Source organism: Marinomonas sp. ATLA20, from assembly GCF_057180105.1.
The window spans coordinates 153,033-174,045 of record NZ_JBXUKU010000003.1 but is presented as its reverse complement, the minus strand read 5'-3'; the positions used below and the strand labels follow the sequence as shown (position 1 = coordinate 174,045).

Sequence of the window (21,013 nt, the reverse complement as noted above, 5' to 3'; positions counted from 1 at the left end):
TACAAGAACATCTCTTAATTTAATCAGTAGCCGGATAATGCTGAATAAGTGCTTTTTCTTCTCGCCACGCTTTTAACAAAGCTCGAATCGTCGGCGATTTAAAACCACGCTTTTTCTGCAAGGCGCCTATCTCGAACAAAATTCGATACTGCTTTAGCAAGGTGCTGAAAATTTCGGATAACCTGGTATTGCGGTCCCAAATATGTGTGGCTTCGCTGCTTGCACCATTCATTTCTAAAATAGAAAAGCTTTCACCTGCCATGAAAGACTCAATATCGGCAAACTTGATGTCTAAACGGCCGTAGTAGTAGCCATCAACGTCTTTTAAGATCTCATCCAATTTGCGCGTTAATGCTTGCGTGATGTATTGATTGCCATTGCGAAAAATCGAGCCACGGCTGTGACTGCCTGCAAACGCGAGAGGATATTCCTCACCGTCTGCGGGAATCCAATCCAGCTTTTGTGTATGACGTGGGAAATACAAATGCGCTAACTGACCGGCTCGCGGGCAACGCTCAATCAGCTGTCTTAAACTATGCGTGCCGTCACCAACCACACTGGGGGTGTATTTCAAGGTGATGGAAATAATCTCGCCCTGTTCCTGCCCTGGATAACGCACATAGAAGACACCTGCTTCCGCTTGATATGGCGCTTTACGTTGCAGTAGAAACTGAGCGGAGATAGGAAACGTTTGAATATAGTCATGAAGTTGCGCTGTGGATTTCAGTAGCTTGACACCAACACCACGACACCCTAAATCTGGCTTAGCCACAATGGGAAATGACAACTGCGCGACGTCCATTGCTTGCTGTGCGTCTTCTAATTGAACAGCAACGCTCTCTTGGTTTTTCGTCAGGGTAATAAAAGGCTCAATCCATTGCTTGGCTACTGGGCCAGCCAAATTCAATATGTCTGTTTTGGACTCGCCCACCATGCCGCTCAACTTGATGCTAGGATTGGCAATTAAAGGCAAACAAACATCGCCGTGACGCACACCAAGTAACAGACTCTGCACGACCACTGGCGCGTAAAAAAACCAGCTTGGCATGAATTCATAAGGTGAAATACTCGCTTCCTCTTCAACTTGGAGCAGCGGCATTCCAGCATTAATTCTATTTGGCGCAATGAACTGCCCCTCAACCATGGCACTCATGACATACCTCGCGTAAACGATTTATTAAGAAAACGATTCATTAAAAACAACAGACCAAATGCCACAGGAATAAGCAGCCATTTCAGCTCTGAAACTTGCATAAAAACACTGCTACCTATTTGGTAAATTAGTGTGAACACCACCAGCGTCCAAATAGAAGTAGCAAGCAGAACAGCACTAAAAAAGACAGGTAACGGAATGACGAGAAAACCACTTAAGGTAAAACCAATGGTTCTTAAGCCGGGAATAAAACGAATTAAGAAAAGGTTCAAAAAAGCACGCTGGGTCAGCTTTTGTCTCACGACTTTAAACGAAGAATTGGTTAAGGCTCGATAGCGTAACCATCTGACTTTTCGGGCGTAACGCCCCAAGACATACAAGCCAAAATCCCCCGTCGCGATGCCAATAAAAATCGACATTAATGCAAGTGAAGAAGGCAAGTCCCCATGGGCAGACAAGGTCGCCGCTGTTGCGATGGCAAGGTCTTCGAGTAAATAAGACAAGAGCACAATGCCAACACACAACAAGGTCAGCGACGCTGTTCCCGATGTTAGCCATACTTGTAATTCTGCAATCAAGGTAAGTTACCTACCTATATCATCTAAAGACTTGGAAAGCTCCAAGCGCCCATATTTTGTTTCTGGAGATTAGACGTAGGCAGATATCACTTTCTTACAAAGAAATTTGAAAAATTAATTTAAAGCAGAACTGAATGCGCCAAATAAGGTAAAGGCGAGGAAGTAAATATTGAAAATTGCTGAGAGAATATTAAGGATAAAGGGAGTCGTGCTTCTTTTTTCGTATTGAGCAATTAGCCAAAATAGCTAATTTTTCACTTTGATTAGATTGCTGCCACCCCATGATTTCCTTCATGGTTCGATAACAGCCCACACAAACGTCGTCACCATCAAGGCAGCACTGACGAATACAAGGGCTTTTTATATTGGGATCGGTTTTATGTGTTTCTGACATAATTTGCAGACCACTACTTTTAGACAATGTTCTTAGACATATTATAGCCGGTCACCACAAAACCTATTTTTTCGTACAAGGCAAAGGCGCGTTTATTGTGGTAAGCCACTCTGAGCTTAATCTGATGAATGCCGTCATTTTTAAGTCGTTCTTCAAGTTCACTCATGGCATGTCTACCAAATTGTTTACTGCGATGAGGCTCATTAATATAAAAATCGCAAATAAACGCCGTTTGGTCTTCAGCATTGATTGAGTACCAAAGATAACCAATCAATGTGTTTTGCTGGTTAATGCTTGTCTCAATACAGAGCAATACTTGGCTATCACTGTCGACACCCGTAGGGAAGCTTTTTGACAGGTCTTGCTGCGCTAATAGAACGGCATCTTCAATAGAACGCTCATAGTTTAGAGCAATTTCTTGACTGTAGTCTTCGATAAAATAAGCACTATAAGCGGAGAATTCTTCTGGAAGCATTTTTCGTAACATAATCATGTTTCTCTCTCCCTAAAATAATACGGCTGGGGTTAATGGATGGCTAATCCCAATTACTACGGCGCAAACTTTTGATTTGGCCTTTTTGCTTTTTCTTATCAATCCGTTTTTTCTGCGAAGAGCGTGATGGTTTGGTCGGTCTACGCGCTTTTTGCACACGTACCGCTTCAAGAATCAGCTCTTTCAGTCTTGCCAGTGCATCTTCTCGGTTTAACTCTTGGGTTCGATGTTGCTGAGCCTTAAGCACAATGTCGCCGTCTTTGGTAAGACGAGAATCGCTTAATGCTAACAAACGCTCTTTATAAAATTCAGGCAAAGAAGAGCTGGCGACATTGAATCTAAGATGGATAGCAGAAGAGACTTTATTGACGTTTTGACCGCCTGCGCCTTGCGCTCGGATAGCGGTTAATTCAATTTCGTGGTCTGGGATCGCCACGGCGAGGGTAATTTGTAGCATGATGGCGGCTTTATGTTTCTTTCTATTGAAATGGCCGACGATTATAACAGGCTTAAGAAGTGTTTGCTTTGGTACATCGTTTATCAGTACATTATCGGTTACAATCGCCGTTTCATTTTCAGACTAGATAGGAGTTTTTTTGTGACCCAATTCCGTCCTTGTATCGATCTACACCAAGGCAAGGTTAAGCAAATTGTTGGTGGAAGTCTAAATGACACAGGTGCCACAGAGAACTTTATCAGCGAATACAATGCTGAACATTACGCAAATATGTATCGTGAACATGGCCTAGTTGGTGGTCATGTTATTGCTTTAGGTAAGGGCAACCAAGAAGAAGCACTTAGCGCCCTTCGCGCTTACCCTGATGGTTTACAATTTGGCGGCGGTGTTAACAGTAGCAATGCTGAAGGTTACTTAAAAGCAGGTGCTTCTCACGTTATTGTAACGTCTTATTTATTCGAAAATGGTGAATTCTCTTGGGATCGCTTAGATAAAATAAAACGAGAAACAGGTACTGATCGTTTGGTGCTGGATTTAAGTTGCCGTCGTACACATGATGGTTGGTATATTGCAACTGATCGCTGGCAAACCATTACATCGACTCAAGTTAACCAAGAAAATCTAATTGAACTAGCAAACCACTGCGATGAATTTCTGATTCATGCAGCTGATGTTGAAGGCTTGCAAGCTGGTATTGATGAAGAATTGGTTCAACTGCTTGGCCAAGGTTGCCCAGTTGCCGTTACTTACGCTGGCGGCGCTCGTTCTTTGTCGGACTTAAAACGCGTTCATGAATTGTCTAATGGCTTAGTGGATTTAACTATAGGTAGTGCGCTGGATATTTTTGGCGGCAAAGGCGTCACGTTAGATGAATGCATTTTGTGGAACCAGTCACAAAAATAATGTAAAGAGAGGCTTGCCGTGGCTTGTCTCTCGCCTTCGCTGTATATGATGTTCACCCAAGTCTTTTAGAGCTTCTATTTGCACTTTTAAATAGAATACTCGCATGAGTAACGGGTACTTCAGCTCGACATACAATCCGCCATACCGCATACTTGGTGACTTAATTATTCGCTTATAATCTCAGGATTAATCAATGTCTACATTTCGTACCGGCCTTTTACTTGCGACACTTTTTTTAAGTGCCTGCTCGATGCCAATTTTTAAAGACTTACAAAACAGTAAAACTGAGACAACACCAGCTCAAAATACCGTAAACACAGAGCAAGAACTCGCCCCTAGCAAAACATCTGCTGGGGAAGTCGAAACGGTAGAAACCAGCGTTATTACTGAAACTAACAATAACAACGCTGCAAAAACAAACAGTACTAAAAGCAACGCAGACTTAGTTGAACAACTTAATGCTCAAAAAAAACTAGCTAATGCTAACTTTTTAGAATTAAAAAACAGAGCGGGAAACGCCCCTGACTTACCTAAAATAGTCACTAATAACAAAATGAGCGAAAAGGAATTAAACACGGGCATTCAACTACTTCGTTCATATGTTAGTAAGACCAATACAGCGCTTGCTATGTTGAATTCACGTGTAAGTGACAGAGAAAAAGTGGCGATGAATGGCGATTTGATTCGAATTTTCCTATCAGAAGCCACCATCACTAATGATAAGGCGACATTTAAAGCTCAACCTCTTGTTGGCCAATGGGTCCGTGGCGAGAGTCGAGTGATTCGCTTAAAAGACAATATTTTGTTTGAAAACCCAAAATCAGAAGACTTGCATATTACTTTCTCGGAAACTTACCAGCTTGTTGTTAATGGTCAGGTCATCTCTACCGTTAATCCAAAAAGAGAAAAAAATAACGCAAGCTTTAATGTGATTACATCAGACAATCATGGCACTATTGTCGGCAAATTGGACTACAGAATGGTAGATAAGTGATAATCTAATTATCATTTAACCACTATGTTTTATAAGTAAAAAAAGAGCGCATGCTCTTTTTTTATTTAGCTCAACTCTGCCGCTTTTCTACGTTTATGTGCGTTATCTAATACCATCTGTATGCAAGCTAAATAATCAACAACCATATTTACCAACAACAGGTTATCTAATTTCTTAACTAACTTACCAATACGTTTTACTACCTGCCAGTTAACCGACATAACACGACTTGCGACATGTTTGTCTGCTGCATTTAGAGCCGATAAATACGCGGTGGCGATATAGCCTGGCTCTGGATTCATTGTGCCAGTGTCTTCTGGTAGCCTTCCCATCCCATGCAACAAGCGTTCAGCCAAACGTCTGTATAAGGACGATACCTTTTTAAACACATGTTTATCCATTGTATTCCCAACTCGCCCATATAGTGCCGAGTTAGCAACAAAGCCATCAAAACACATAGAAAGCATGTCACATAGGACGCATGAGTCCCTATCTGGATAAGGCATACCCTCTGAACTATTGTGGTTAAGCATGCTTGTCTCCTTTCAAAAAAGGGTGAACTTTGTGCAAATAAGGATAATTAACCCCGTGTTTAATGCAAAGTTACTTTAAAAGACTAGGAGCGACTTATCTTCCTATGATTCCATGACCCATATAAATTTTAGGATCAATCTTCTGTTCTATCTAGGGAAAATAATGATGTCTTCACCAAAGCTATTTATGCATGTTCAAGATCCATTATTAGCTTCAAATTTGCTATCTTTAAATGGCGTTCGACAATACGAGTTAAACATCAGCCATCAAGATGAAAACTGGCTGGATCAACTGTCCACCACAAAATCTGATGTTGCTCTTATTGAAGTCAGTTCATTACAGGATGTTGCCTTAAAAGCGCTTATTAATAGCCCTGTCTTGTATCAGACTGAATTCTTATTTTTCAGCAAAGGCGAACCTGACCCAATACTGGATTCGCTAATGCAGAAAGGCGCCGGATTTCACTATCGCGCCCCTTACAATCTAAAACTGATTGAATCTTCGTTAGAAGAAGTCTTTTATGACCTAAACCGATCTCACGAAAACACTCACACCCAAACCAGCTATTTGGATCAATTTGGATTATTGGTCGGCTCTTCAACGGCGATGCACTCTCTTTATCGTACCATTCGAAAAGTAGCTGCAACTAAAGCTAACGCTTTTATTATGGGCGAAAGTGGCACTGGTAAAGAGCTTATCGCCAATACATTACATGTTTTCAGTCAACGCGCCGAAGGCCCTTTTGTCGCTATCAACTGTGGAGCACTTAGCCCCGAATTGATTGACAGTGAACTATTCGGTCATGTTAAAGGTGCATTTACCGGAGCACATAAAGATCACCAAGGCGTTTTCGAGCAAGCAGAAGGCGGTACTCTGTTTTTAGATGAAATCACCGAGATGCCGTATGAGCAACAAGTAAAACTATTAAGAGTGCTTGAAAGCGGTGAATACAAGCCTGTTGGCTCTCAACAAGTAAAAATCGCTAACGTACGCATTGTTGCAGCCACAAACCGCACATTAAGTGACGCCATTCGAGACGAAGTTTTCCGCGAAGACCTCTATTTTCGTTTAGCTCAATTTCCTATCATGGTTCCTACGTTACGTGCCCGTGAAGGTGATGCCTGTGGCCTTGCTCAGCACTTTTTGGCTTACCGAAACGCTCAAGATGGTCAGCAAAAACACTTTTCAGAACAAAGCCTAGAAAAGATCAACCATTACACTTGGCCAGGCAATGTGCGTGAATTAAAACACGCTGTAGAGCGAGCTTACATTCTGTCAGACTCTATTATTCACCCAGAACACCTTGTTACCAATGATCTTAGCGATCAAACCGAAACCAGCACCACAGCAGGTATTCCTACTGGCATGCGTTTAGATGACATCGAAAAAATTGCCATCTTAAAAACACTCAAAAACAATGACGGCAATAAAACCGATACAGCCAATCAACTTGGCATCAGTATCAAAACTCTCTATAACAAATTGGATAAATACGACCAAACTGATTTTTTATAAAGCAATAAAAGTCATATTTAAAAAATGTTAGAAAAAAGGCCGATCACTCGGCCTTTTTTCTGTTCATTTTAGCAATCAGTGTCTTTGGCGTTCATGCCTTCTTTTGCTTCTTCACACTTATCTTCAATGGCGTTACCTGTATCGGTCATAGTGTCTTCAATTGAGTTGCCAGCGTTGTTCAGTGCATCACCAGCATCATCCATAGTTTGCTCAACAGCATCACCAGCATTGGACATTGCGTCTTCTACTTTGTTGTCATCAGAGCTCTGATCACATGCAGCCAATGTACCAGCAGTAACAAGAACCAAAGCAGTATTTAGTAGAGTGCGTTTAATATTCATAATGGTAACCTCCATTTAGTTTTTAAAAGTTTGGGAGCAATAATTGCGGTCTATGCCTGCAGCCCAAATAATCAACTCAACAACCTAAAAAAGAGAACTTATGTTCGTGTTGTTGATTTCACTTAGAGTATTGCGAAGCGCGTGCCAACTTTTCAAAAAATCCATAAGATACTGATAAATATAGACTTTATCGGAAAACATTTAATCAGAGACAATCTCTACTAAGCTGCTAACAAGTAGTTTTTACAAAATTACTCGGTAACTGTTTCCGTCGAGTAATTGTAAAGACGCAAAAAATATGATCTAGCGACCATTTTTGTCGATTAAATAAACCACTCATTTGGTGAAATACACAAAAAGTCTCTTGAATGTTTGTATGTCTGCCATAAAATTGGCCAAAACCTTTGCTTTACTTATAAGCGACTATTAAGGACATGTTAATGAGCACCACGCTAAACACCTCACCAAAATTAGATGGTTTTCGTATGCCTGCAGAGCACGAACCGCAAGATCAAGTCTGGATGGCTTGGCCAACCCGCGAAGACAACTGGCGAGAAAAAGGCAAGCACGCTCAAGCAGAGTTTGTTGCGGTGGCAACAGCGATTGCGCAATCAACCAATGTCACTTTTATTGTCGATGCTAAGCATTATGAACAAGCTCGAACCGCCTTACCTGATCAAATCCGAGTCATTGAAATCCCCTCTGATGATTGCTGGATGCGTGACATAGGCGCAACTTACGTTGTTAACGACAAGGGTGAACGTCGAGCGAACAGCTGGGAATTTAATGCTTGGGGTGGAGAGCTGGATGGCTTATATGATTCTTGGGAACAAGATAATGCGGTTGCCGAAAAAATGGCGGCGGTTACTGGTGACCCAGTTTACCAAGTCCCCTTAATTCTCGAAGGCGGCTCTATTCATGTAGACGGTGAAGGCACCTTATTTACAACGGAAGAATGTTTGCTTCATCCAAGCCGTAATCCGCATCTAGGCAAAAGCGACATTGAAGACCTCTTAAAGGCTTACTTGAATGTCGAAAAAATTGTTTGGTTAAAAGATGGGCTTTATAACGATGAAACCAATGGTCACGTCGATAACATCATGCATGTTATTCGCCCGGGCGTTGTCGCATTAACCGATTGTGATGACTCAGATGATCCACAATACGCCATCAGTAAAGCGGCGCTGAAAGTCCTAAGCGAAACGATTGATGCCAAAGGTCGAACACTAGAGATCATTAAACTGCCATTGCCAGGGCCGCTTTTTGTATCTGAAGACGAGGCTCAAAATCTACTCGAAAGCGATTCAATGAATCGACAAGCAGGAGAACGCCTTGCCGCCTCCTACGCCAACTTCTTAATTACCAACAAAAGTATTATATTTCCAACATTCGGTGTAAAAACCGATGAGCAAGCGAGAGAGATTCTACAAAAAGCCTTTCCCGAGTTTACAGTAACAGGTGTTTACGCCAGAAATATATTATTGGGTGGAGGAAACATTCACTGCATTACTCAGCAAGTGCCGATAAAGTGTGCTGTATAAAGCGTTTTAATATCGTTCAAATATTGAATAGAGTTACCATTTGATAACAAATATTTTGTTGCTATTTCCGTATAAAAGCATCAAATATAAACCTTTTTTATGACAGTGATATTTCTGTTTGTAGTGCACTCACACTGTGCTAACCTCGTGCATTAACGCCTTGTAAAAACGGTCTGTAACGCATTGGTGTTTTATGTATTTTCTGGCTAGAACATAAACAAAAGATGTTGCTTATGTTTGGTTGTACTAATTGAAGCGTTTTGCTTCTTATTTACGATGGCGTATTTCGCTTGGGGTAATATTAATGGATTCCACGTTTACTTTATTGGACTTAGGCTGGCAGGCTTACTTTCAACAACAGTTATCATTGGATGATTTAGAATCTAACCGTATTGCTCGTATCTGCTCTCAAAAAGATAGCTATTACGAGCTTGTCAGTGAGTCTGGTTTCTTTAACTTAGAAAGTGATTCAGATATGCCAAGCATGGCTGTCGGCGACTGGGTTGTTACCGATACTGAATATAATTTTTTACGCCTTTTAGAACCAAGCTCTGTATTTGAAAACATCGCTTCAAATATAGACACTGTGTTTTTAATGTGTGCATTAAACCAAGATTTCAATTTGGCGTTGATTAAACGTTATTTAGAACTGACTCACGACGCTCAAGCTGACGCTGTTGTTATTTTGACAAAAGCCGATACCTGTAGTGATGCGGCAGAAAAACGTGCCCAAGTAGAAAAGCTTGATCCGTTACTTATTGTAGAGACGGTTAATGCTTTAGACGCTGACAGCCTACAATGTTTATCACCCTTGCTTAAGAAAGGTAAAACCATTGCCTTACTTGGCGCAGTTGGTTCAGGTAAATCAGCATTGATCAATACGTTGATGCAAACCACAGCCGAAGGCAAAGCACAAAGAAACATTGGCGACTCTGGCGCATTAAAGATTATGCCTTCCGGTGCTATTTTGCTTGATACCGAGGGCATGCGTGAATTACAGCTTGCTGAATTTGATAGCAGTGCGATAGCAAACTTTGCCGACATCATTGCATTGGAAAAAGAATGTCGTTTCAGCGACTGCCATCACCAAGGCGAGCCTGGGTGCGCCATCAAAGGCGCCGTTGAGGCGAATCGTTTAGATGAGCAACGTGTGGCTGACTTTATGCTGCTTCGTAATGAAGATAGCGATGATGATCAAGTGACTAAATCTAAACCGCAAGAAAAGTTCTATCGCAGCGCACAATCCGATATACGCGCTCGAAAACACAGTTCTGCTGAGTAAAATTTAGAGCAAGCTAACACTAGCAAAACAGAAAGCGGACTATGTTTGATAGTCCGCTTTTTTATTGTAAAAAAACTTCCAAAAACAATAACCATGCCCTCCGCCCTTTACAGCAAGCCACTGAGTGTTTATAACAACCGCTCTATTCGTTTTTACTCCACTCTAACAGAGGCAGCTTTTCTGAATCTCCATGTCTAATATTTTAATGATTTATTCAACTACAGACGGTCACACGAAAAAGATAAGCCTGACAATACAAGACGTTATCGAGAGCCAAGGCCATATCGTGACTCTTTTACCAGTAGAAGAGGCAACGGCTGAAAGCCTAGCCAAACATGACAAGGTAGTCATTGGTGCCAGCATTCGCTACGGCAAACACCAGAAAGTTGTGATCGACTTTATCGAACAAAATAAAACTCAACTTGAAAGTAAGCCAAATGCTTTTTACACCGTGAACCTTGTGGCTCGTAAACCTGAGAAGTGCCAACCAGATACCAATCCGTACATTATTAAACTGTTGGCGCAACTTGATTGGAAGCCTAGTGTACAAGGTGTTTTTGCAGGGAAATTAAATTATCCGCAATACGGCTTTATCGATCGTAATATGATCCGCTTTATTATGTGGATGACCAAAGGACCGACCGATCCAAAAACCAATATGGAATTTACCAACTGGAATAGCGTGAACCTGTTTGCCCAATCCGTAAGCGATATGTAATACACCGATGGGGAACCATCTATAGTAAAGCGACAACACTGAACCACACTAAATTGCCAACTTATTCTATTTAGCGATTAGAAAAGGAAAAATGAAATGACTGATACGCTGTTGCTAACCTTTATTTTTTTGGTTGCTGGGGTCATTTCTGTTCCTATTGCATCACGGCTTGGACTGGGTTCTGTATTGGGTTATCTGCTCGCTGGGATTATTATCAGCCCAATACTAACATTATTAAAAGTCGACATTATTTCCATCCAACACTTTGCCGAGCTAGGTGTGGTGATGATGCTGTTTCTTGTTGGATTAGAACTAAACCCGAAAAAGCTCTGGGCACTAAAGTCCAAATTAATCGGCTTAGGGGGCGGACAGGTTGTGTTAACCGCCCTTTTAATTATGGCTATAGGAATGTTGCTAAACCAAGAATGGCGCACTAGCTTGGCCATTGGTTTGGTGCTAGCACTTTCTTCAACCGCCATCGTGATTCAAACCTTAACGGAAAAAGGTTTGATGACATCCGACGGTGGTCAATCGTCTTTTGCCGTGCTGCTCGCTCAAGACATTGTGGTTATTCCAATGTTGGCGTTTATCCCTCTACTTGCCACGCCTGAGTTAATTGAATCGCTCAATCATGCTGCGGATATGGCTCAGGCTGGGAGTCACTCAGCAACACTCGTTGACGAATTAGATGCATGGCAAACCGCCTTAGTGACCATAGGCGCAATCGCCACCGTGGTTTTAGGTGGCAGCTTCTTAGTAACGCCCATCTTTCGCTTTATTTCAGTCGCAGAATTGAGAGAGTTATTTACCGCGACCGCACTCATGTTTGTCATCGGCACCACGCTACTGATGTCTTTGGTTGGTTTGTCTCCTGCTTTGGGGGCGTTCTTAGCTGGTGTCGTTCTGGCCAATTCGCCCTATCGCCATGAGTTAGAAAGCGATATCGCGCCATTTAAAGGATTATTGCTCGGACTCTTCTTTATGACTGTCGGTGCAGGCATCAACTTCGCCCTATTGTTTAACAACTTTCTCTCTATCCTTGGCTTAACCATCGGATTAATCCTCCTAAAAGCCACGACGCTTCTCATATTAGGACGGATTTTCAATATTCGTGGGTCAAACAAATGGCTATTTGCACTAAGTCTTGCGCAAGCTGGGGAATTTGGCTTTGTACTGCTGTCATTTACCGTCAGTAATGCGGTGATATCGCAAGAGATTGCCGACCTTCTGCTACTGGTGGTGGCGTTATCTATGCTGCTAACCCCAGTGTTATTTATTATCTATGACCGCGTGATCGCCCCCCGTTATGCCACCGACCAATCTGGAAGTGCACACGACGATCTGCCTGAAGACAACAAAATCATCATTGCCGGTTCAGGACGAATGGGAAGCACGATAGATAACCTTTTACGTCTAGCTGGATACCATTCAACAGTTATTGATTTCAGTGTAAAACGTCTTAGAGCGCTAGAACGCTTTGGCGTAAAAAACTACTTTGGTGATGCTACTCGTCCGGATTTACTTAAAGCGGCGGGTATAGATGAAGCTTCGCTGCTGATTATCGCCATTGATAATCCAGAGCAAACCACCAAACTTGTCAAATATGTCAAAGAACATCACCCTGAACTGCATGTTATCGCGCGAGCATTCGACAATAACCACGTATACGATTTATGGGCCTCTGGATGCCGAGATATTATTCGAGAAAACTACGACAGTAGTCTACGTATGGGACGCTCTGCCTTTGAAGCACTAGGCATTTCTCACCATAAAGCGGAACAGATGATCGACGTGTTTAACCAGCACGATAAAGTGTCTATGGTCGAAGTAGCAGACGCTCATCAGATAGGCGTGCCTTTCCATGAAAACAGCGTCTTTATCGATCGCCTCAAAGCGTACCTTGAAGAGAAAAACCCACAGCTTCAAAAAGCCATGAAAGACATTCAAGATCAGGCCGATTAGTGCAACGTCACGCTACTTTGCAACTTAGCGAGTCGTTCATTCCATTTACCAGCATGGGAGCGCTCGCAAGCTTCTTCGCTATCAAAGCTCACCTGCTGACGAAGCTTGTTTAATGTGATTTTTGCAGCGCTTAACTCTTGATGAATAAGCGTATAAAAGTACTCGTCTTGCTTGGCTTCAATGGCTTTAGACAAAGACAAGTCCGTTTCGAACACACAAACGATTTTGAGTGAATTAGGAAACGCATTGTAATTAACAACATGCGTTAACCAAACAAAACCTTCCACAGAACCCAAAGCGGTTTCGCACACGTTAGTTAACGCTTCCCGAAGAGCATTATCAATTTTCTTATCGGACTTCTTCATAAAAACACATAGCTGGTTAAAGAGGCAGAAAGTGTAACCTGTTGCAGAATTACAACCAACCGTCTCCAGTTGTTCAATCATATGGGATAAAAATGCTTTTTTGGGCATTAAGCGTTTCTATCAACTATTCAGCCGAACCCCGATGCATTACACTATTTGGCATTATCTAAAACATCTTTCAAACATCTGATAAAAGCAGAAACTCATAAAAGCGCCTGCTTTTACTTTGATGCAAGACACCTAGTAAGGAATCACGCTGTGAAAAAAGTATTTATTGATGGCGAAACAGGCACTACTGGCCTTCAAGTAAAAGATCGTCTGATCAAGCACCCCGACATTGAAATCATCAGTATCGATCCCGATAAAAAACGTGATGTAGAAGAAAAACGTCGCTTGATGAAAGAAGCAGATGTAACCGTGCTTTGCCTGCCAGATGATGCCGCCAAAGACAGCGTTGTTTTAGCCAAAGAAGAAGGCTGCCGCATTTTAGACGCCAGCTCGGTTCACCGTGTTGCCGATGGTTGGGTATATGGTTTGCCTGAACTAGACATCACTCAACGCGATAAAATCAAAGAAGCGCAGTTTGTATCTAACCCTGGTTGTTATCCAACAGGGGCTATATTGTTGCTAAAGCCTTTGATTGAAGCTGGATTACTGTCTGCCTCTTATGATTATTCTATCAATGCGGTATCGGGTTACAGTGGTGGTGGTAACGCACTTATTGATCGCTATGAAAGCACTAACAACGCACCTATTTATGGGGCTTACGGCTTAAGTTTTAATCACAAACATTTAGCAGAAACGAAAAAATGGTCAGGCTTGGATAACGCACCGATTTTCGTCCCAAGCGTGGGTAACTTTCGCCAAGGCATGTTGACGTTTTTACCGATCAACTTAAAAGGCGACGTCACCATGGAACAATTGCAAGCTAAGTTGGCCGAAGTGTATGCCAATGACATGTTTGTTACCGTTAATGGCTTTAATGTGATTGCCGATAACGCTGCCCCATTCTTGACACCTCATGGTCTTGAAGACACCAACCAAATCGAGCTGTCCGTTCTAAGTGAACCTGGTAATAAGTCAGGTATACTGGTTGCAAAACTGGATAACCTTGGCAAAGGTGCATCTGGCGCTGCCGTACAAAACCTAAACATTATGTTAGGTTTTGACGAAGCAACCGCCGTGAATCTTCGCTAGTCTCCTTATCCCACCTTCTCTGTAAAAAGAAGGTGGGATTTGTGCTTTAGAGCATCCAATGAATAATAAAAACAATTCCCCACATGTTGCTGAAACAACACCAACGCCCTCATTGACATCCCCAAGCAAACCTAACTGGCCGCTTTATTTGATTTTAGCGATGACATTGGCCATTGGGGCTATTTCATACCAATTTCTTACGCTTCCCCAATCGTTAACTGCTGGGCTATTGTTCATTTGCATCGCTTTCTGGGCAACATCTTTGGTGCCTGCTTATTGGCCAGCTTTAGGCTTATTTGCTTTTGCGACAGCAACACAGCTAGCGCCCACACAAGTGATATTCGCCGGATTCCAGTCATCAACATTTTGGTTATTGTTCAGCGGTATGGTGTTTGGCGCAGCAATTAATCATACGGGAATCAGTTCTCGCGCAACTCGATTACTAATGCTTATTTTGGGCAATAGCTACCAGGGCACCATAATAAAAATTGCTTTGTTTGCGATGGCGTTGGCCTTTTTGATCCCTTCTGGTGTGAGTCGTATCGTACTCATTATCCCGATCATTGCCTCCTTAGCCGATCACTTTGGCTATGACCAAAACTCCAATGGTCGAAAAGGTATGTTATTAGCTGGGGCATTTGGAACCTTTTTACCAGCCTTTGCTATCCTGCCAGCAAATGCGCCTAACATGCTGCTCTCTGGTATGACGGAAGCCCTGTATAACACGCCTTTTTCTTATGGCGAATATCTACTTCTGCATTTTCCTGTCTTGGGGTTTGGTAAGTTAATCATGACCATTGGTGTTATCTTGTGGCTTTTTCCAGACAAAGCACCAAACCAAGCGATACAAGCAACCATAGAAAAATCCGCCATGACGAAAGTAGAAACGCGCTTATTAATTGTGCTTTGTGTTTGCTTTGCTTTCTGGTTTACCGACTCGCTGCATCATATTTCTGCAGGTTGGATTGGACTTATTGCGGCGTTAGTTTGCTTATGGCCAAGCCTTGGATTAACCGCAAAAAGCAGCATCGACAAAGATATTCAGTATGGCACCTTGTTATTCGCTGCTGGGATTATCGGTTTAAGTGCCATCATTGCTTATTCTGGATTGGGTACTATCTTGGTGAACTATTTAACCGAGGTGATTCCTTTCACCCAAGATTCACCTTTGATGAATTTAGGCTTGCTGACCTTTATTTCTACTTGCGTGTCAGTGGTAACAAATTTGGCTGGCGTACCCGCCATTATGACGCCAATGGCAGAGCATCTTGCTAACATTACTGGCTTGTCTAATAACGCCGTACTAATGACTCAAGTACTGGCGTTCTCCAACGTCTTATTGCCTTATCAAGCGCCACCTTTGATTACCGCAATAGCGCTTGGTAATTTATCGATCAGCGCTGTCACAAAAGTATGTTTGGCGACCTTTGTGCTAACAAGTGTTTTATTACTACCACTGAACTTCCTCTGGTGGCATATTCTGGGAATGTTTTAACTATCCCCGAACCGTTACTCGATGCAGTTTTCTCGGTTGATCACCATAATCCGTCACTGCAAAGTGCTGAGTCACTCGGTTGTCCCAAATGGCAACCGAGTCAGCTTGCCATCGAAATCGGACATGAAACTGAGGTTGTCGAGCAATAGCAAACAGTCGATCTAGCAAGGCTCGACTTTCCTTATCATCAAGACCAACAACCGAGCGCGTAAACTGCTCGTTGATAAACAAAACCGCTTCATTGGTCTCCGGATGACGAGTCACCATTGGACGAACGATAGGTGGATAAGCTTGAGATTTTTGTGCGACTCGACTTTTACCCGAATCATCTTGTTCATCGTATCGACTGCCTTCGAACGCGTGCAATCCATGAATAGCGTCCATAGAATCTAGCATATTTCGATCTTCTTTCGATAAACTCGCAAACACCGCCGCCATGTTAGACCAAATCGTATCACCACCTTCTTTTGGAACATATTGGGCATGCAATATTGAACATTTTGGTGGCGTTTCCTGCCATGTCATGTCCGTGTGCCAAAAACTTTCTCCCGGTGGGTTACCACGCGCGGTTTCAATAATGACGACTTGATCGTTTTCGGCCAAATGTGGGAAGAAAGGATGCGCAGGCTCTAGTTCACCAAACATTCGACCTAAGGCAAGATGCTGTTCTGGAGACAGACATTGATCACGAAAGAACAACACTTTATGGGTCAAAAATGCTTGATAAATGTCCCCAACAGTTTGTGACGTTAACGCGGACAAATCTATGCCATCAACTTGAGCGCCAAGCACGTCAGCCAAAGGGTGAACAATCATAATAAAATGTCCTCTCTCTATTATTTGAATAAAACTAATACGCTCTGCGATACTAAAAAAATTCACCGACTGTCTTGCCAATAAAGCAAGTTTTACCAGCTTTTTCAGCTAAAATATCGTACTATGCCCGTTAAATCACTCTTGACCCAGCATTCTAATTATTGATTCCTATGATACGACTTTCCAATATCCAACTTCCTCTTGATCACGACGCTAGCGCAGTAGAAAACGCGATTTTATCCATGCTTGATATTCCAGCGGAGAAACTCGTTAGTTTTAACGTCTTTCGCCGCGGCTACGATGCGCGCAAAAAAACCAACATCATGCTGATCTACACCTTGGATGTTGAAACGACGTGCAACGATGACTTACTTAGCCAATTCGCGGATCACCAACAAGTCAAAGAAACACCCGACCTAGACTATCATCAAGTCGCACAAGCACCAGCAACACTAACCGAGCGCCCTATCGTCATTGGATTTGGCCCTTGTGGTTTATTAGCGGCTTTAGTTTTAGCGCAAATGGGCTACAAGCCAATCGTTCTGGAACGCGGTAAAGAAGTACGCGAACGCACCAAAGACACCTTTGGTTTCTGGCGTAAAAAAATTCTGAACACCGAATCTAACGTACAGTTCGGTGAAGGCGGCGCAGGGACCTTCTCTGACGGTAAACTTTATAGTCAGGTTAAAGACCCTAAACAATACAGCCGTAAAGTACTAAACGAATTTGTGGCTGCTGGCGCGCCAGATGAAATCCTCTTCGTCAGCAAGCCTCACATAGGCACCTTCAAACTGGTTGCCATGGTTGAAAAAATGCGCGCGCAAATTATTGAGCTGGGTGGCGAAATTCGTTTCAGCTGTCGCGTAGATGATTTGCACATTGAAGACGGCCAAGTCACTGGCGTTACACTTGCCGATGGCGAACAACTGCATTCTAAACACATCGCTATTGCTATTGGCCACAGTGCTCGTGACACCTTCGAGATGCTGCACAACAAAGGCGTATACATCGAAGCCAAACCTTTCTCGGTGGGGTTTCGTATTGAGCACGAGCAATCGTCAATTGATAAAGCCCGTTTTGGCCCAAATGCAGGCAACGAAATTCTTGGCGCGGCGGATTACAAACTGGTTCACCACTGTAAAAATGGTCGTTCTGTTTACAGCTTCTGCATGTGTCCTGGTGGCACCGTGGTTGCCGCTACATCGGAAGAAAACCGTGTTGTGACCAATGGTATGAGCCAATATTCCCGAAATGAACGTAACGCCAACAGCGCTATCGTAGTGGGGATTGATCCATCCGATTACCCGGGTGGCCCGCTTGCAGGAATCGAATTCCAACGCAAGCTAGAAAGCCTTGCTTATGAATTGGGTGGCAGCAACTACGATGCGCCAGCACAAACCGTCGGTGCCTTTTTGCGTAACGAAACACCTGAAAAACTCGGTACAGTTGAGCCTTCTTTCAAACCGGGTATTAAACTTACTAACCTAGCCGATGCCTTGCCAGATTTTTGTATTGAAGCGATTCGCGAAGCCATTCCGGCTTTTAATAAGAAAATCCGAGGCTTTGCCTTCGACGACGCTCTACTTACTGGTGTAGAAACACGCACTTCGGCACCTATCAACATCAAACGCGAAAACGACAGCCTTGAAAGCATCAACACCAAAGGCTTATTCCCAGCGGGTGAAGGTGCAGGCTACGCAGGCGGCATCATGTCAGCGGCCATTGACGGCATCAAAATCGCCGAAGCCATGGCATTGAGCATTAACGCCAAAAGCGCTCAGTAATTTTTTGCAGACATAGATGGCTATGTTGGTAACCTTTCAGAACAAGAAGCACAATGAGCATTCCAAAGGCTCATTGTGCTTCTTTATAAAACAACCCAAGCCTGGTGTTTTGAGTTCGATTACGCTGACCTAATACAAAAACAGTCAGCAACAAAGCAAGAAACTCGGTGCTCGCAGCGGCATACCAAATTCCCCATTCGGAAAAGAAATACGGTAAAATGAAAATCAACGGCAGAGAAAAGACATAGGTTTTCATGATGCCAAGGATACCTGCTCTTTTCGCATCGCCAATGGCTTGAAAAAACATGCTAATCATCATTTGCGGGCCGACTAGGAAAAGCGCTAGTGTAGAAAGCGGTAAGATTCGAACAACCTCACTGATAACCGCCTGATCACTAACAAACAAGGCTCCCAAATCACTTCTAAAAACAAACGCAATAAGCTGTAACAGCAGGCAATAAACAAAGGCAACAGTCAAAGCAATTCGGATGCTGGTATTTACTCTACCTAGCGAATTGGCTCCAAAGTTATTACCCACAATCGCCTGAAAAGCCATACTAAGCCCAAGTAGAGGCAAGAAAATAAACGTCATTAAACGCGTAACAATGCCATAAGCGCCCACTGTCGTTGCATAATTAGCAGCATCCCATATTTGTAAGTTGTATAAAATAGCCCCAGACGTTAATGCCAAGCCAATATAATTTAAACTCGATGGCGCACCTAAAGACAAAAATGTCAGCCAGTGCTGTCGGGATTTTGAAAACAGAATCACCTGAAGGTTCAGCTCGTTTTTCTGAGATTTACGGTAGAAAAAAATGATAATCAAAGAAACAGCTTGTGCGAAGACAGTCCCATAAGCTGAACCTTCCACCCCCCAGTTCAGTCTAACAATCAGTAGGTAATTGAAAATCCCATTTAATAATACGGACAAAAGAGAAACTGATGCCATGAAAGAAACACGCCCTTCGCAGCGTAAACTATCGCCATTGATGGCCAAAATAAAGATCAGAGGGGAGCAAAAAACCAAGATGGATATGTAGCGATAACTCATATCGGCAATCAAATTGGAGCCATTGCTGACAGCATCTGTCAATGCGTGTCCACCTAGCAGAAATAACCCAATCAACACCAAACAAACCAATAAAGACAAGCTAATTGCTTGAGAAAAAACGTCTACGGCACTGGAGCTATTTCCCGCACCCAACTGCCGTGCCATCAAACTGGCAAAACCATTCGATACGAGCGTTGATAAAGCAACAATCAGAATAAAAGCAGGAAACATAGAAGTAACCGCAGTCAGAGCATCCGCACCTACAAACAAACCGAGAAAGTATGCATCTACCAGCGCAAACGAACCGTTCACCATCATAATTAAAATAATCGGCGCGGCCGTTTTTAGAAAAACAAACGATAAAGGCTTATTTAGAAACGTATTGTTTTTATGTGATTCTGTCGTCATTAGAAATATGTCCCGCTATATCACCACAAGCAAAAGGTATTTAGAGTATGAGCTACCATCATAGGCTATGAGGATATTATTCTAAGCAAGAAACGAACGGGAGCTTTTATCGTGAGAAGTATCAAAAATAGCAATTTCTGTTACTTAAGCTCTATGGCTGATCCCTCTCATAGCTGCTAATGTAGTAACCACATTCCCTATTCATGAGTTGTTTTATGTGGCTAGAAGCATCCAGTACTCTTGAGTTCAACATTGAAACACCTTCTCCTTTTGTGCTTATGTTGCGCCCCCGTAGTGGTATGCAACAATGGATCGCACGAGAAGAATATGTCTTGTCTCCCAGTGTGCAGGCGGTGGAATTTACTGATTCCTTTGGTAACTTATGTCAGCGATTAGTTGCCCCTGCAGGGCATTTTTCAATACGAATTTCTGTGGTGATAGAAACCGCTAATGCATCAGATTCTGCCCCTGGCGCGCCCTTTGTCGACATTCAACAGTTACCAGACGAAACCTTACCTTTCTTGCACCCCAGCCGCTATTGCGACTCAGATCATTTTACTGATATGGCCTCATCCATCGTTACTGGTTTAACGCCAGGTTATGACCAATGCAGCGCTATCGTCGATTATATCCGCCAAAATATTCAGTACACACCAGGTGAAGGTGAACAAAACCTGAGTGCCTCTGAATTAAATGAATTAGGCCGTGGTGTTTGTCGAGATATGGCGCATTTAGGCATTGCTTGTTGTCGGGCTCTTGCCATTCCTGCACGCATGGTAGTCGGTTATCTCGAAGGCTTAGAGCCGATGGATTTGCATGCGTGGTTCGAAGCCTACGTTGGCAATCGTTGGTACACATTCGATCCGACGCAGGCCGATTTAGAAGGTGGTCGTGTTGCTATTGCCTTCGGGCGAGACGCTGCGGATGTTGCCATCTACACCCAATTTGGCCCACCAGTAGAACTGCTCAATCTCGACGTTAAGGTCCAAGAAACCCAAGGACCTACGCCATAAAGCAGCACTTCTTAGGAAG

Annotated in this window: 21 protein-coding genes; 11 read left to right on the top strand and 10 right to left on the bottom strand. The window is 43.0% G+C overall.

What is annotated here, in order from left to right:
• Nucleotides 1–19: 19 nt before the first annotated feature.
• From AC2A4J_RS07210 to arfB, 5 genes are all read right to left on the bottom strand, one after another.
• Nucleotides 20–1,153, bottom strand: coding sequence for a D-alanine--D-alanine ligase (locus AC2A4J_RS07210; RefSeq protein WP_484175478.1), 1,134 nt, complete (start codon nt 1,151–1,153; stop codon nt 20–22).
• Nucleotides 1,150–1,731: a DedA family protein gene (locus AC2A4J_RS07205; RefSeq protein ID WP_484175477.1), complete on the bottom strand. Its 582-nt coding sequence runs from the start codon at nt 1,729–1,731 to the stop codon at nt 1,150–1,152. Before AC2A4J_RS07205 ends, AC2A4J_RS07210 begins: the two co-directional genes overlap by 4 nt.
• A gap of 190 nt (nt 1,732–1,921) precedes the next feature.
• Nucleotides 1,922–2,125, bottom strand: coding sequence for a DUF1289 domain-containing protein (locus AC2A4J_RS07200; RefSeq protein ID WP_484175476.1), 204 nt, complete (start codon nt 2,123–2,125; stop codon nt 1,922–1,924).
• A gap of 19 nt (nt 2,126–2,144) precedes the next feature.
• Nucleotides 2,145–2,618, bottom strand: coding sequence for a GNAT family N-acetyltransferase (locus tag AC2A4J_RS07195; RefSeq protein WP_484175475.1), 474 nt, complete (start codon nt 2,616–2,618; stop codon nt 2,145–2,147).
• Between the two features lie 43 nt (nt 2,619–2,661).
• The gene (gene arfB / locus AC2A4J_RS07190) at nt 2,662–3,075 is read right to left on the bottom strand and encodes an alternative ribosome rescue aminoacyl-tRNA hydrolase ArfB (RefSeq protein ID WP_255828486.1); all 414 of its coding nucleotides are present in this window, start codon (nt 3,073–3,075) and stop codon (nt 2,662–2,664) included.
• A 141-nt stretch (nt 3,076–3,216) separates the two neighbouring features.
• Between arfB and hisA the strand changes: the two genes are divergently transcribed.
• Together hisA and AC2A4J_RS07180 are read left to right on the top strand one after the other, a co-directional pair.
• Entirely contained in the window at nt 3,217–3,978 is a 762-nt protein-coding gene (gene hisA / locus AC2A4J_RS07185; protein ID WP_484175474.1) for a phosphoribosylformimino-5-aminoimidazole carboxamide ribotide isomerase, read from the top strand.
• Nucleotides 3,979–4,171: 193 nt separating this feature from the next.
• Nucleotides 4,172–4,972, top strand: coding sequence for a hypothetical protein (locus tag AC2A4J_RS07180; protein WP_484175473.1), 801 nt, complete (start codon nt 4,172–4,174; stop codon nt 4,970–4,972).
• 65 nt (nt 4,973–5,037) lie between these two features.
• Here AC2A4J_RS07180 and AC2A4J_RS07175 read toward each other — a convergent pair whose 3' ends face one another.
• Complete coding sequence (locus AC2A4J_RS07175) at nt 5,038–5,505, bottom strand: hypothetical protein (RefSeq protein WP_255828483.1); 468 nt, start codon at nt 5,503–5,505, stop codon at nt 5,038–5,040.
• Nucleotides 5,506–5,668: 163 nt separating this feature from the next.
• Here AC2A4J_RS07175 and AC2A4J_RS07170 point away from each other — a divergent pair, with 163 nt between their 5' ends.
• A complete protein-coding gene (locus AC2A4J_RS07170) occupies nt 5,669–7,021 on the top strand; it encodes a sigma-54 interaction domain-containing protein (protein WP_255828482.1) in 1,353 nt (450 codons plus the stop codon).
• Between the two features lie 68 nt (nt 7,022–7,089).
• Here AC2A4J_RS07170 and AC2A4J_RS07165 read toward each other — a convergent pair whose 3' ends face one another.
• A complete protein-coding gene (locus tag AC2A4J_RS07165; protein ID WP_114411813.1) occupies nt 7,090–7,362 on the bottom strand; it encodes a hypothetical protein in 273 nt (90 codons plus the stop codon).
• Between the two features lie 440 nt (nt 7,363–7,802).
• Between AC2A4J_RS07165 and aguA the strand changes: the two genes are divergently transcribed.
• The 4 genes from aguA (at nt 7,803) to AC2A4J_RS07145 (ending at nt 12,865) form a co-directional block, all read left to right on the top strand.
• Nucleotides 7,803–8,903: an agmatine deiminase gene (aguA, locus tag AC2A4J_RS07160; protein ID WP_484175472.1), complete on the top strand. Its 1,101-nt coding sequence runs from the start codon at nt 7,803–7,805 to the stop codon at nt 8,901–8,903.
• Nucleotides 8,904–9,207: 304 nt separating this feature from the next.
• Nucleotides 9,208–10,185: a GTPase RsgA gene (gene rsgA / locus AC2A4J_RS07155; RefSeq protein ID WP_484175471.1), complete on the top strand. Its 978-nt coding sequence runs from the start codon at nt 9,208–9,210 to the stop codon at nt 10,183–10,185.
• Nucleotides 10,186–10,375: 190 nt separating this feature from the next.
• On the top strand, nt 10,376–10,903 hold the full coding sequence (gene hemG / locus AC2A4J_RS07150; protein ID WP_255828479.1) for a menaquinone-dependent protoporphyrinogen IX dehydrogenase: 528 nt from the start codon (nt 10,376–10,378) through the stop codon (nt 10,901–10,903).
• 96 nt (nt 10,904–10,999) lie between these two features.
• Nucleotides 11,000–12,865: a cation:proton antiporter domain-containing protein gene (locus tag AC2A4J_RS07145; protein ID WP_484175470.1), complete on the top strand. Its 1,866-nt coding sequence runs from the start codon at nt 11,000–11,002 to the stop codon at nt 12,863–12,865.
• Here AC2A4J_RS07145 and AC2A4J_RS07140 read toward each other — a convergent pair.
• The gene (locus AC2A4J_RS07140) at nt 12,862–13,338 is read right to left on the bottom strand and encodes a Fis family transcriptional regulator (protein WP_484175469.1); all 477 of its coding nucleotides are present in this window, start codon (nt 13,336–13,338) and stop codon (nt 12,862–12,864) included. The two genes, AC2A4J_RS07145 and AC2A4J_RS07140, sit on opposite strands and share 4 nt — an antisense overlap.
• A gap of 150 nt (nt 13,339–13,488) precedes the next feature.
• Between AC2A4J_RS07140 and argC the strand changes: the two genes are divergently transcribed.
• The gene (gene argC, locus AC2A4J_RS07135; RefSeq protein WP_484175468.1) at nt 13,489–14,427 is read left to right on the top strand and encodes an N-acetyl-gamma-glutamyl-phosphate reductase; all 939 of its coding nucleotides are present in this window, start codon (nt 13,489–13,491) and stop codon (nt 14,425–14,427) included.
• A 58-nt stretch (nt 14,428–14,485) separates the two neighbouring features.
• A complete protein-coding gene (locus tag AC2A4J_RS07130; protein WP_484175467.1) occupies nt 14,486–15,922 on the top strand; it encodes an SLC13 family permease in 1,437 nt (478 codons plus the stop codon).
• Here AC2A4J_RS07130 and AC2A4J_RS07125 read toward each other — a convergent pair whose 3' ends face one another.
• Nucleotides 15,923–16,738 carry a TauD/TfdA dioxygenase family protein gene (locus tag AC2A4J_RS07125; protein WP_484175466.1) on the bottom strand — a complete coding sequence of 272 codons (816 nt, stop codon included), beginning with the start codon at nt 16,736–16,738 and terminating at the stop codon, nt 15,923–15,925.
• A 170-nt stretch (nt 16,739–16,908) separates the two neighbouring features.
• Between AC2A4J_RS07125 and AC2A4J_RS07120 the strand changes: the two genes are divergently transcribed.
• On the top strand, nt 16,909–18,522 hold the full coding sequence (locus AC2A4J_RS07120; RefSeq protein WP_484175465.1) for an NAD(P)/FAD-dependent oxidoreductase: 1,614 nt from the start codon (nt 16,909–16,911) through the stop codon (nt 18,520–18,522).
• Nucleotides 18,523–18,592: 70 nt separating this feature from the next.
• Here AC2A4J_RS07120 and AC2A4J_RS07115 read toward each other — a convergent pair whose 3' ends face one another.
• Nucleotides 18,593–19,981, bottom strand: a complete 1,389-nt coding sequence (locus AC2A4J_RS07115; RefSeq protein ID WP_255828471.1) for an MATE family efflux transporter — start codon at nt 19,979–19,981, stop codon at nt 18,593–18,595.
• Between the two features lie 215 nt (nt 19,982–20,196).
• Between AC2A4J_RS07115 and AC2A4J_RS07110 the strand changes: the two genes are divergently transcribed.
• A complete protein-coding gene (locus tag AC2A4J_RS07110) occupies nt 20,197–20,994 on the top strand; it encodes a transglutaminase domain-containing protein (protein WP_484175464.1) in 798 nt (265 codons plus the stop codon).
• The last annotated feature ends 19 nt before the right edge of the window (nt 20,995–21,013 follow it).